10 protein-coding genes are annotated in these 11,636 nt (G+C 70.0%); 7 read left to right on the top strand and 3 right to left on the bottom strand.

The window, feature by feature from the left end; all coding sequences use genetic code 11:
- The first annotated feature begins 173 nt into the window (after positions 1-173).
- The 3 genes from MANAM107_RS12560 (at position 174) to MANAM107_RS12570 (ending at position 2,361) form a co-directional block, all read left to right on the top strand.
- The gene (locus MANAM107_RS12560) at positions 174-626 is read left to right on the top strand and encodes an FHA domain-containing protein (RefSeq protein WP_223909314.1); all 453 of its coding nucleotides are present in this window, start codon (positions 174-176) and stop codon (positions 624-626) included.
- Positions 623-1,384 (top strand): transcriptional regulator FtsR, encoded by a 762-nt coding sequence (gene ftsR / locus MANAM107_RS12565; protein ID WP_373314054.1) that lies wholly within the window; start codon positions 623-625, stop codon positions 1,382-1,384. The genes MANAM107_RS12560 and ftsR overlap by 4 nt, the downstream gene beginning before the upstream one ends.
- A gap of 458 nt (positions 1,385-1,842) precedes the next feature.
- Positions 1,843-2,361, top strand: coding sequence for a MerR family transcriptional regulator (locus MANAM107_RS12570; RefSeq protein ID WP_179899975.1), 519 nt, complete (start codon positions 1,843-1,845; stop codon positions 2,359-2,361).
- A gap of 123 nt (positions 2,362-2,484) precedes the next feature.
- Here the strand turns inward: MANAM107_RS12570 and MANAM107_RS12575 are convergent, their stop codons facing one another.
- The gene (locus MANAM107_RS12575) at positions 2,485-4,050 is read right to left on the bottom strand and encodes an Hsp70 family protein (protein WP_223909317.1); all 1,566 of its coding nucleotides are present in this window, start codon (positions 4,048-4,050) and stop codon (positions 2,485-2,487) included.
- 333 nt (positions 4,051-4,383) lie between these two features.
- Here MANAM107_RS12575 and MANAM107_RS12580 point away from each other — a divergent pair, with 333 nt between their 5' ends.
- The 4 genes from MANAM107_RS12580 (at position 4,384) to MANAM107_RS12595 (ending at position 9,716) form a co-directional block, all read left to right on the top strand.
- Complete coding sequence (locus tag MANAM107_RS12580) at positions 4,384-5,607, top strand: inorganic phosphate transporter (protein WP_223909324.1); 1,224 nt, start codon at positions 4,384-4,386, stop codon at positions 5,605-5,607.
- Positions 5,604-5,840 (top strand): hypothetical protein, encoded by a 237-nt coding sequence (locus MANAM107_RS12585; protein WP_223909328.1) that lies wholly within the window; start codon positions 5,604-5,606, stop codon positions 5,838-5,840. Before MANAM107_RS12580 ends, MANAM107_RS12585 begins: the two co-directional genes overlap by 4 nt.
- Before the next feature lie 56 nt (positions 5,841-5,896).
- Positions 5,897-7,459, top strand: a complete 1,563-nt coding sequence (locus MANAM107_RS12590; RefSeq protein WP_223909331.1) for a glycoside hydrolase family 32 protein — start codon at positions 5,897-5,899, stop codon at positions 7,457-7,459.
- Between the two features lie 223 nt (positions 7,460-7,682).
- Positions 7,683-9,716, top strand: a complete 2,034-nt coding sequence (locus MANAM107_RS12595) for a sucrose-specific PTS transporter subunit IIBC (protein WP_223913190.1) — start codon at positions 7,683-7,685, stop codon at positions 9,714-9,716.
- Between the two features lie 103 nt (positions 9,717-9,819).
- On the opposite strand, the gene MANAM107_RS12600 is transcribed toward MANAM107_RS12595, so the two are convergent.
- Both MANAM107_RS12600 and MANAM107_RS12605 read right to left on the bottom strand, forming a co-directional pair.
- Positions 9,820-10,824 (bottom strand): LacI family DNA-binding transcriptional regulator, encoded by a 1,005-nt coding sequence (locus tag MANAM107_RS12600; protein ID WP_223909334.1) that lies wholly within the window; start codon positions 10,822-10,824, stop codon positions 9,820-9,822.
- A 90-nt stretch (positions 10,825-10,914) separates the two neighbouring features.
- The gene (locus tag MANAM107_RS12605; RefSeq protein WP_223909337.1) at positions 10,915-11,538 is read right to left on the bottom strand and encodes an SGNH/GDSL hydrolase family protein; all 624 of its coding nucleotides are present in this window, start codon (positions 11,536-11,538) and stop codon (positions 10,915-10,917) included.
- Positions 11,539-11,636 lie beyond the last annotated feature (98 nt).

An 11,636-nucleotide genomic window follows, 5' to 3' on the forward strand; every position in this document is an offset into this window, starting at 1 on the left:
GGTGCTCTGGCTGGGAAATCCTCCACCTGAGGGGGCTGGGAGGCGCACTTCTGCCGTCTGCGTATATTTCCTGCCTGAACAGGCGGCTCATCAGGTCTCGACCTTATTGCCTTGGGCGGTATGGTGGGTCCCGAGGCGGCGCACCAGGCGCCGCAACGACCCGAGGGGCAGGAATGTCGAGCAGGCCGATCGAACAGGATCCCTCCTCCACGCAGACTTTCGGGGCTGTCGACGCCAGCATGTCGGGCTCCGCGCCGATCGTCGGACTCAATCAGCAGGACGCAGCGGCCATATCCGCTCTTCCCGCGGGCACCGCGCTGCTGCTGGTGCACCACGGTCCCACCACCGGTGCCCGGTTCCTCCTGGATGCCGCGGAGACCACCGTGGGCCGCCACCCCAGGGCGGACATCTTCCTGGATGATGTCACCGTCTCGCGCAAGCACGCGGTCTTCTCCGCACTGCCCGAGGGCGGTTATGGGGTGCGGGACTCCGGCTCCCTCAACGGCACCTACGTCAACCGCACGCGGGTGGAGCAGGTGGCGCTGCGCCCGGGTGATGAGGTGCAGATCGGCAAGTACCGGATGACCTACCACCCGGCCCCCCAGCGGGAGACTGCGGCCCAGTGAGTGCGGCCTCCGCACGCATGAGGCGTGCCGCGGCTCCCGCCCCTGCGCAGACGGCCGAGTCCAGCGCCTCAGGCTCCTGGCCGCGCGGCATCTCCCGTGAGCCGAAGATGAAGATCGGCCAGGTGGTCGACGCGCTCAAGGCGGAGTTCCCCGCCCTGTCGATCTCCAAGGTCCGCTACCTCGAGGGGGAGGGCCTCATCTCCCCCCACCGGGTGGGCAACGGCTACCGCCGCTACTCCCAGGCCGACCTGGAGCGCCTGCGCTACGCCCTGTCGGCCCAGCGCGACGACTATCTGCCGCTGAGCGTCATCCGCCAGCGCCTGGCACAGCTCGACGCCGATGAGCAGGCCCCCGCGCCGGCACCGGTCGCCCGCGTCGTGGCCCGCGACGGGCGCATTGTCGAGAGCGGCCTCATGGACCTGGAGTCGCTGACGGCCCACTGCGGGGCCACTGAGGCGCAGATCGAGGAGATGGTCGCCATCGGGCTCATCAGCCCCGACGCCCGCGGCCGCTACTGCGCGCACAGTGTCCGCACCGCCCGCCTGGCCCTGGAGGTCAGCCGGCGGGGAGTGCCCATGCGCAACCTGCGCGCCGTGCGCGCAGCGGCCGAGCGCGAGGCCGACGCCATCGACCAGGCCGTGGCGCCCAAGCGCTCGCGCTCGCGCAGCGCGGGCGAGGACTCGGCCCGAGCCCTGGCCGAGCTCGTGGCGGAGCTCCACTCCGCTCTGCTGCACCGCGCCGTCGAGGCCCTGGACTGACGGCGCCCGCCGCGGCCGCCACGCTGATTCCCAGCGGCCGGTGAGCGGGGGAGGCCAGTCGTGCGTGGTCTGCTGACGCCCTGCCGACATGCCGGCGCACCCGACGACCGACCTGCGACACGCGGGACGCATGAGACTCCTGTGACAACTGTTGTGACATACCTCATGAGGATCTGGTGGGGTGGCGTGAGTCGATCGGCGTCATTGCAGGAAAAGAGCAGCATGCCGCACGGGGCCTCAACCTCATCTTGAGGTTCATCGACGTTTCGTTGCCCGACCGCAGCGTGCCATTCGTTGAGTGCGGGGGCATCTGGTCCTATCGTGGGGGCGTGGTCGTCGAGCACGGACCACCACCGCGTCAGTCGCGCAGGAGCCGCGACGTTCCCGACCCCGACAGGAGCAGGCCAGTGAGCGTGAAAGAAGCCAGTGCCGCTGCGGCGCCCCAGCGCGTCCAGGGCATGCTGTTCGGTGACCCGCTCCCGCAGCTCGACGCCGACTCCGGCTACCGCGGCCCGGTGGCCTGCCGCGCCGCGGGCATCACCTACCGCCAGCTCGACTACTGGGCTCGCACCGGCCTGGTGGAGCCCTCCATCCGCGGGGCCCGCGGCTCCGGATCCCAGCGCCTCTACTCCTTCCGGGACATCCTGGTGCTCAAGATCGTCAAGCGCCTCCTGGACACCGGCGTCTCCCTGCAGCAGATCCGCACCGCCGTGGCCGCACTGCACGCGCGCGGAGTGGAGGACCTCGCCTCCATCACCCTCATGAGCGATGGCGCCTCGGTGTACGAGTGCACCTCGCCCGACGAGGTCATCGACCTGGTCGCCGGCGGGCAGGGCGTCTTCGGCATCGCCGTGGGCCGCGTCTGGCACGAGGTGGAGGGCTCCCTGGCCGAGCTTCCCGTGGACCACGCCGTCGCCCCCGTGGTCGAGGACGAGCTGGCCAAGCGCCGCGCCGCCAAGCGCCAGCAGGTGGGCTGAGCGATCGCAGGTGGGCTGGGCAGGCCCACGATGGCACGGGAAGGGGCCGGGCGGCATCACATGCTGCCCGGCCCCTTCCCATGCCATCGCGTCCTATGCGGGGGCGAGGCGGCACCGTGGCGGTCAGGCGGTGCGGTGGCCCAGGACGTACTGGCGGGTGTAGCCGTCGGTGAGGTCCGTGATCGTCACGCGTACCAGGCCGGTCTCATCGATGCGGTAGTGCTCCCGGATGCGCGGGCCCCGGTCGCGCCGCTCCACCACCACCTGGTCGAGGTCCTCCACCTCGCGCAGGTGCGTCTCCAGGGGGAAGACGATGTCCTGGTAGGGGGCCAGCTCGCCGCGCGGCTCACCGCACTGGTCGACCCCCGCGCACTCCACATAGCGGAACCAGGCCACGTTGTGGGCGGCCTCGTACTCGCGTGTCAGCACTGTGCCCTCACGGCCGTCGGGTGAGGCCTGGATGGAGTCGGGGCTCAGGATCGCGTCGAAGACCAGGCGCTCACCGGCGTCGGCCTCGCGGAAGACGCCGAAGCCGCGCGAGAGCCTGTCGGTCAGGTCGTAGGCGGCGGTGCGGTCCGCGGCGATCGCCAGGCCGATGGCGGTCGAGGCGCCCGGGTAGGGGGAGCGGTGCACCCGGCGCCCGAAGCGCTCGCGCAGCAGGCGGGGGACCAGTGGCAGGCCCGAGGCGCCGCCCACCAGGTAGACCCCCGCGATCTCGGTGAGGTCCGGGGTGCCGTCCTCGAGCCGCCCCACCAGGGGTGCCATCGTGGTCAAGGATCGCTCCACCAGCGGGGTGCAGGCCTCGTACAGGTCGGCGACCGGCAGGATGATGTCCTGCCCGCGCAGGACCACCACCAGGCGGCGGCTCTGGGGGGTCAGCCGCTCCTTGGCGTCGCGGCACTGCTCCAGCAGCTCGTCGAGCTCGGCGGCCTCCAGATCCTCCTCGGCGATGCCCGCGCGCTGGAGCACCATCGAGGCCGCCAGCAGGTCGACGTCGTCGCCGCCCAGATCGCCCAGGCCGTGGGAGGCGATGACCTCGTGGGAGGTGCCCACGACAACGACCAGGGAGGTGTCGAAGGTGCCCCCGCCCAGGTCGTAGACCAGGACCCGGGTGCGCCGCGAGGAGACCGTGGTGGCCTTGCGGTGGGTGTACTCGAAGCCCGCGGCACTGGGCTCGTTGAGCATGGCGGCCACATGGAATCCCGCGGCCTTGAAGGCCTCCAGGGTCAGCAGGCGCTGGGCGCCGTAGGCGTGAGCAGGCACGGCCACCACCACGCGGCTGCGCGAGACATCGACCTGCGCCTCCTCCAAGCGGGTGCGCAGGTGGCGCAGGAAGTCGGTGAGGATCTCCAGGACGCTGAAGGTCTGCTCGCCCAGGGACACCGGCGTGGAGGCGGTGATCGTGGGGGATGCCAGCAGCCGCTTGAGGCTGCGCAGCAGGGGAGCCCCCTGGCGCGCGGCCCGGCGGGCCTCGAAGCCGTGGACGAGGACCCCCTCATGCAGGGCCGTCAGGGAGGGGAGGAAGTCGTGGTCGTCACCGTGCTCATCGGTGAAGCCCAGGACCGGGTAGTTGCCGCGATCGGCCCTGGCCACGACGGTGCGGGTCGTCCCCAGGTCGATGCCCAGATCGGTGTCGGTGTCTGTATCGCGCGTGCTGCTGAGGAGGGTTCCGCTGTCATCGGCTGCCATGGGCCGACCCTATCGCGCGGATCGCGGCCCTTGTCAGGCGTTCGGACTGCCTGAATCCTCACCGTGTGATTCGGCTGCGGCTCAGGCGTGGCTCGGCTGCTGCCCGGTGCAGTGCACTGCGCACCTCCCGGGCTCGCCCGGGGCGCGAGACGGGGGCCAGGTGACCTGGGGGCGACCGAAAGGTGTCCGGCGGGTGACCGGTCAGTGACATCTTGGAGCCCATTCGCCATGGCGGCTCCGGGCTGGTAACAATGTCGTCGGGTCGCGATCACACGGCCCGGGCCGCCCTGCCTCCCTCGGGGGCCGGTCACCCACACTCCCAACGGGAACGGCATGAGTACCATTCTCTTCATCGTGATCGTCGTCGTTGTGACGGCTCTGGTCTTCGACTTCACCAACGGTTTCCACGACTCGGCCAATGCCATGGCCACCTCCGTGGCGACCGGCGCCTTCACACCCCGGCGTGCGGTCCTGGTGGCCGCGATCCTCAACGTCATCGGCGCCTGCCTGTCCACCGAGGTCGCCAAGACGATCTCCCACGGCATGTTCGATGACACCCTCGTCCAGGCCGCTCCAGCGATGATCTTCGCCGGCCTGGCGGGGGCCATCCTGTGGAATCTGGTCACCTGGCTCTTCGGCCTGCCCTCCTCCTCGTCCCATGCGCTCTTCGGCGGGCTCATCGGCGCGGTGGTGGTGGCCGCCGGGGTCGAGGGGGTCCACTGGGGCACGGTGGTCTCCAAGATCATCCTGCCCGCCTTCATCGCCCCCTGCGTGGCGGGTCTGGCGGCGGCGGTGGCCACCGTGCTGTCCTACCGGATCGCCCGGCCCTCCGACCGCTACTCCCAGTCCATCTTCCGCAACGGCCAGCGCATCTCCGCCTCCATGGTGGCCCTGGCCCACGGGACCTCCGACGGGCAGAAGACCATGGGCGTCATCACCCTGGCCCTCGTGGCGGGCGGCTATCAGGAGGCGGGCACCAACCCGCACTGGTGGGTCGTCGGCGCGGCCGGCCTGGCCATCGGCCTGGGCACCTACTCCGGGGGCTGGCGCATCATGCGCACCATGGGCAAGGGCCTGGTCCACATCGACTCCCCGCAGGGCTTCGCCGCCGAGACCTCCTCCACCGTGGCGATCCTGGCCTCCTCCCACCTGGGCTTCGCCCTGTCCACCACGCATATCTGCACCGGCTCGATCCTGGGCTCGGGCATCGGGCGGGGGACGAAGGTCTCATGGAGCACCGCGGGCAAGATGGGGGTCGCCTGGCTCATCACCCTGCCCTGTGCGGGCCTGGTGGGCGCCCTGACCTCCTTCATCGCCGTGCGCGGCGGCGTGGCCGGAACGATCCTGGTCATCGTCATGCTCATCGTCGGCGCACTGGCCATCATCAGGCAGGCCAACCAGCACCGCGTGGACTTCTCCAATGTCAATGACTCCAATGAGGTCGTCGTCCTCAAGCGCAACGAGCTGGAGCCGGGCGCCGAGATGGGCGCGCAGGACATGGATGCAGCGGCCACGATGGCGGCACCGGCCGAGCACAGCAAGGAGAGCGTGGCATGAGCATCGACTGGACCTCCCTGGGCCTAGTGACGGCGGTCACTGTCATGGGCACCGCCTTCATCATCGCCATCACCTCCCTGGCGGCGCGCATGCTCGACGAGGTGCACATCAAGCGCATCACCCACGAGGTCAAGGGGCTGCACGCCGCGGAGGTCGCCGCGGGCTTCTTCCTCCTGCTGGCGGGGCTCATCGTCCTGTACGGCCTGTGGCTCATCATCCCCTACTTCCACTGAGGCCGGCGGGGCCCAAACCCGGGGTCCACTGAGCAGGCGACTGCTACTCTCCGCTTGTGACTGAGGATCTCAAAGCCCTGGCCCTCGACGCGATCGCCTCCTCACGGGCGGCCGATGACCCCGACTATCCCCGTTTCCACGCCGTGCCTCCCGTGGGGCGCCTCAACGACCCCAACGGCCTGCTGGTCGATGGGAGCACCTACCACGTCTTCTACCAGTTCAGCCCCTTCCACCCCGGGCGCAAGCTCGTCTACTGGGGGCATGCCAGCTCCACGGACCTGGCCCACTGGGAGCACCACCCCCCGGCGATCATCCCGGACTCGGCCTACGACGCCTCCGGGGCCTACTCCGGCAATGCCGTCGTGCTGGAGGCCGATGAGCTCGACGGCGCCCCGGCGGTGGCGCCCTACCAGTTGTTCTACACCGGCAACCTCAAGGACGAGCGCACCGGGGAGCGCACCGCCAGCCAGTGCCTGGTCACCAGCGCCGACCTGAGCAGCTTCGAGAAGTGGCCCGGCAACCCGCTCATCCCCACCCACGCCCCGGGGTACACCGCCCACTACCGCGACCCCCAGGTCTTCCGCGACCCGCAGCGGCCGGGGCACTACCTCATGGCGGTGGGGGTCCAGCGCCAGGACGAGACCGGGGCCGCCGTCCTCTACCGCTCCACCGACCTGCTGTCATGGCAGTTGGAGGGCGAGCTGTCCTTCCCCCAGGCCGAGGGTGCCTTCGACGCCTTCGGCTACATGTGGGAGTGCCCCGGGCTCGTGCGGCTGGAGGACGAGGAGACCGGCGAGCCGTGGGATGTGCTCATCTGGTGCCCGCAGGGCATCGCCCCTCAGCGCGAGGGCTTTGAGAACATCTTCCCCTGCGTCTACACCCTGGGGCACCTGGTGGGCACCGAGCTGCGCGAGTGCCGCGGCGAGTTCTACGAGGTCGACAGGGGCTTCGAGTTCTACGCCCCGCAGGTCTTCGCCCGCCGCCCCAGCCAGCCCGGGCCGGTGCTGCTCACCGGCTGGGCGGGCAACGCCTCCCAGGACGACCAGCCCTCCATCGAGCCCGACGGCGGCAGTGGGGGCTGGGTCCATGCCCTGACCGTCCCACGCCGGCTCAGCCTGCGCGGCGGGCGGCTCATCCAGCGCCCCGCCCTGGTCCTGCCCGCGGATGCCGCTCGACCGGCCCTGGTGGATGCGCCCCTGGAGCCCGGGGAGCACCCGATCGCCGAGCTGGAGGGGGAGCGCAGCTGGCAGCTGATGCTCCAGGCCGAGTCGGGCGCTGAGGGATCCTGGGGTGTGCGCATCGGATCATCGCAGTGCCACGTCGATATCACCCTGGACGGCTCCCACCTGCATGTGTGCCGCGCGACCTCGCGCTACACCCGGCACGGTGCTCAGCGCACCGTCACCCTCCCGCCGGGCTGCGCCCCGCGTCTGGAGATCCTGCACGACCGCTCCATCACTGAGATCTTCGTCGGGGACGGCGATGTGGCCTTCACCCTGCGCAGCTTCGTCGATGAGTCGGCCGGGGCCGCGGTGCTGGTGGGGGAGCGCGGCGGGCCAGCCGGTCGGGCCGGCGACCGGCTCCGGCTCGTCGACGGCGCGGCGCTCGTGCGCTCCTGAGGCGGGCCGTGCCGTCCGGCGCCCGGCCGACCCTGACCGGCACGTCCGTGTCATCGTTCGAGAAGATGCCCGTAGCGGTTGCGGGTCGGCAGTGGCGGCGGTAGTGTGACTATCGATTGACATAGATGCGGTCGCCGGGAGTCACTGACGATCTCGACCTCGGGCTTTCCCAAGCCTCCCAACACATGCGGCCGCATCACGGAGAAAGGATCCCCGGGTGGCTATGGATCACGCCCGCGTGGCGAAAGATGTCCTGACCTACGTCGGCGGTGCCGACAACATCAATGCGGCGGCGCACTGCGCGACCCGCCTGCGCCTCGTCCTGGGCGACCTGGACAAGGTCGACCAGAAGGCCCTCGACAAGGACCCTGACCTCAAGGGAACCTTCCTTGCCGGTGGCATGTTCCAGATCATCGTCGGCCCCGGGGACGTGGACCACGTCTTCGCCGAGATGATCAGCACCGGTGGGGTCAAGGAGGTCTCCAAGGACGAGGCCAAGCAGGTCGCCGCCAAGAGCGGCAACCCCGTCTCCCGCTTCATCAAGGTCATCGCCGACATCTTCGTGCCGATCCTGCCGGCCCTCATCGCCGGCGGTCTGATGATGGCGATCAACAACGTCCTGACCGCCGAGGGGCTCTTCGGGGACCAGGCGCTGGTGGCCCGGTGGACCTGGCTGACGGACTACGCCAACCTCATCAACCTCATCTCCTCGGCGGCCTTCGCCTTCCTGCCGGTGCTCGTCGGCTTCTCCGCCGCCAAGCGCTTCGGAGGCAATGTCTACCTCGGCGCCGCCATGGGCGCGGCCATGGTCTCCACCGAGCTGACCAATGCCTACAACATCCAGCAGGCGATGGCGGAGGGCACGATCGAGGTCTGGCACCTGTTCGGCCTGAGCGTCGACAAGATCGGGTACCAGGCCATGGTCATCCCGGTCATCTGCGTGGCCTGGATCATGTCGGCCATTGAGAAGTGGCTGCACAAGAAGCTCTCGGGCACCACCGACTTCCTGCTCAGCCCGCTCATCACCCTCCTGCTCACGGGCTTCCTCACCTTCGTCGTCGTCGGCCCGATCACCCGCGAGCTGTCCAACTGGATCACTGAGGGCCTGGCCTGGACCTACAACACGCTCGGCCCGGTCGGTGGGGCGCTGTTCGGCCTGGTCTACTCCCCGATCGTGGTCACGGGCCTGCACCAGTCCTTCCCCGCCGTCGAGCTCCCACTGATCGACCAGATGCGCAATGGCGGCCCGGGCTCCTTCATCTTCCCCATCGCCTCCATGGCCAACGTGGCCCAGGGCGCGGTGGCCCTGGCGATCTTCTTCAACACCCGTGACACCAAGATGAAGGCGCTGGCCGGCGCCGGTGGCGCCTCGGCGGTCTTCGGCATCACCGAGCCGGCCATCTTCGGTGTCAACCTGCGCCTGCGCTGGCCCTTCTTCATCGGCATGGGGGCGGCCTCCATCGGCGGTGCCCTCGTGGCCCTGCTCGACGTCCACTCCCAGGCCCTGGGCGCTGCCGGCCTGGTCGGATTCGTCTCCATCGTCCCCAAGGACATCCCCACCTACCTCATCCTGGAGCTGGTGACCTTCCTCATCGCCTTCAGCGCCTGCTTCGCCTACGCCCGCTCGGCCAAGGGCCGTGCCTCCCTGGCCGGCGGTGAGGCCGACGACGCCGACGAGGCCGCGCTGGAGGCCGAGGCCATGGTCGAGCACGCCGAGGCCGTCGAGCTGCCCGCCGAGGCGGCCCAGGACTTCACCATCACCTCCCCGATCCAGGGGCGGGCCATCGCCCTGTCGGAGGTGGAGGACCAGACCTTCTCCTCCGGGATGCTCGGCCCGGGCATGGCCGTGGTGCCCTCCGAGGGCCCGGTGGTCTCACCGATCGACGGCGAGGTCCTGGTGGCCTTCCCCACAGGTCACGCCTACGGGCTGCGCGCAGCCAGCGGTGTCGAGCTGCTCATCCACGTGGGCATGGACACCGTCGAGCTCGACGGCAGGCACTTCACCCCCAAGGTCAAGGCGGGGGACAAGGTCCTGCGCGGGATGCCGCTGGTGGAGGTCGACTGGGCGGCCGTGGGTGCCGCGGGATACCAGACCGTCACCCCCATCGTGGTCTCCAATGCCGCCGCCTACGAGGGCATCGAGGAGCGGGGGGCGGGCACCATCCACCGCGGCGACGCGCTCTACGCCGTCGTGCGCAGCACTGAGGGCACTGAGGACAGCCCGGCCCCGGCTGAGCCCCAGGACAGCACTGTGTGAGCAGTGCTCGTACACGGTATTGGGCCGGCACCCGAGGAGGGCGCCGGCCCAATACCGTGATGAGAGTCGGTGCTGTGATGAGGCGGGCAGAGCCCGGGCGCGATCAGGTGGTGCGGCCCTCGATGAGCTCGATGCCCAGGGGTGGGGGATTGGTGGCGCTGCTTGCCGCCTGCCTGGCGGCTCCGGCGTCGATCTGCTCGAGCAGGATCGCGACGGCGTCGTGCGCCAGCTCCTGGATCGGCTGGCGGATCGTGCTCAGCCCCGGCAGCGCGCGGTGGAGCGCCGCCGTCCCATCGAAGCCGATGACCTTGAAGTCCTCAGGAACGTCCAGGCCGCGGGCCAGCGCCCACTCCAGGACCGAGGCGGCGGACAGGTCGTCGGTGGCGAAGACCGAGTCCACGGATGGGGCCATCGTGTTGAGTCGCTCGGCGATGAGCTTGGGGCGCAGGTGCTCGGGGGTGTGGAAGTCGACGGTGAGGATGACGGGCTCGATCCTGGCCTCGGCCAGGACGGTGCGATAGCCCGCCTCGCGCAGGTTGTGGGTCCCGGCCCGCGAGGTCAGGAGCGCCGGGTGGCGCGCACCGCGGTCCAGCAGGTGCTGGGTGGCCAGGCGTCCGCCCTTCTCGTTGTCGCAGCGGACATTGGGGATGGTGGGGGACAGGTCGCGGTCGACCGTCACCAGGGGCAGGTGCACCGTGGAGTACTCCGAGATGTTCTCATTGTGGGCGCCGGAGATGATGCCATCGACCCGGTGGGAGACCAGCAGGTCGAGGTAGTCGCGCTCCCGCTCCGCCTTGCCCATGGAATTGCACACCAGGATGCGGTAGCCGTGCTCGGCCAGGGCATCCTCGACATGCTCGACCAGCTCGCCGAAGAAGGGCAGGCCGACGGTGGGGACGATGAGGCCGATGGACTGGGTGGACTTGCCGTGGAGGGCGCGGGCGACCTGGTTGGGCCGGTAGTTGAGCTCGGCGATGGCCTGCGCCACCCGACGTCGGGTCTCCTGAGACAGGTAGCCGCGGTCGTTGAGGACACGGGAGACCGTGGTCACGGAGACTCCGGCGGCTCTGGCCACGTCGACCAGGGTGGGTTCATGCGGTACGGGCATGAGAACTCCTCGGAGTGGCTGATCGTGTCCCCCGAAGCATAGGCCCGGTAGGGCTCAATACCCAACTGACCTGCATGAATGCACCCTTTGTCAGGCCTGGGGGAGGAGCTCGGCATACACCGGGAGCATACTGCGGGCCATGGCCGCATGCCCCCGGTCGTTGGGGTGGATGGCATCGATGGCGAGCTTGTCCGCATCGCCGTCGATGGCCCTGATGAGGGCGTCGGTGGAGGCCAGTGCCATGGCGGTGGCGTGCTCGTGGATCATGCGCCGCACGGCCTGGAACCGGGGGCCTATGCTGATGGTGGGGAAGTAGGGGGCGATGATCACCTGTGCGCCGGTGATCCTGCTGGACAGGAAGTCCAGGTCGTGGGCGATGGCCTGGTCGACCAGCTCGCTCTGGGAGGGCAGGAAGGCGGCGTCGTTGAGGCCCAGGCTCACCGTGACCAGATCGGGCTCGGCGCGCAGGACCGCCTCGAGCCAGGCGGTGTCCCGGCAGGAGGGGGCTCGGCCGCCTCCTGGCAGGCGGCCGCCCCGGCGGGCGAAGTGGCCCAGCCCGTCCACCGCGAGGTTGACCTCCCGCCAGCGATTGTGCTCGCAGACCAGGGAGGCCCAGCGCTGGCGCGGGTGGGAGATCGACTGCCACCCGGTGGTGACGGAGTCCCCGAGGAAGACCGCGACCGGGAAGGCGGTGGACTGGGGAGCAGTGGACATGGCCTCACCCTAGCCCGCGGTCGTCCAGTACCAGGGGTGTTCCGCAGGTGGAAACGCCTCTGCGGCGGTGCCGGTGCTACGGGGTGGGGTGGTACGGA

It is taken from the genome of Actinomyces capricornis, assembly GCF_019974135.1.
Classification (GTDB): domain Bacteria; phylum Actinomycetota; class Actinomycetes; order Actinomycetales; family Actinomycetaceae; genus Actinomyces; species Actinomyces capricornis.

What these genes read in the sequence shown, in the direction of transcription:
- MANAM107_RS12560 (WP_223909314.1), top strand. Translation starts at nt 174, where the DNA reads ATGTCGAGCAGGCCGATCGAACAGGATCCCTCCTCCACGCAGACTTTC.
- MANAM107_RS12570 (WP_179899975.1), top strand. Translation starts at nt 1,843, where the DNA reads ATGCTGTTCGGTGACCCGCTCCCGCAGCTCGACGCCGACTCCGGCTAC.
- MANAM107_RS12575 (WP_223909317.1), bottom strand. Translation starts at nt 4,050, where the DNA reads ATGGCAGCCGATGACAGCGGAACCCTCCTCAGCAGCACGCGCGATACA.
- MANAM107_RS12580 (WP_223909324.1), top strand. Translation starts at nt 4,384, where the DNA reads ATGAGTACCATTCTCTTCATCGTGATCGTCGTCGTTGTGACGGCTCTG.
- MANAM107_RS12585 (WP_223909328.1), top strand. Translation starts at nt 5,604, where the DNA reads ATGAGCATCGACTGGACCTCCCTGGGCCTAGTGACGGCGGTCACTGTC.
- MANAM107_RS12595 (WP_223913190.1), top strand. Translation starts at nt 7,683, where the DNA reads ATGGATCACGCCCGCGTGGCGAAAGATGTCCTGACCTACGTCGGCGGT.
- MANAM107_RS12600 (WP_223909334.1), bottom strand. Translation starts at nt 10,824, where the DNA reads ATGCCCGTACCGCATGAACCCACCCTGGTCGACGTGGCCAGAGCCGCC.
- MANAM107_RS12605 (WP_223909337.1), bottom strand. Translation starts at nt 11,538, where the DNA reads ATGTCCACTGCTCCCCAGTCCACCGCCTTCCCGGTCGCGGTCTTCCTC.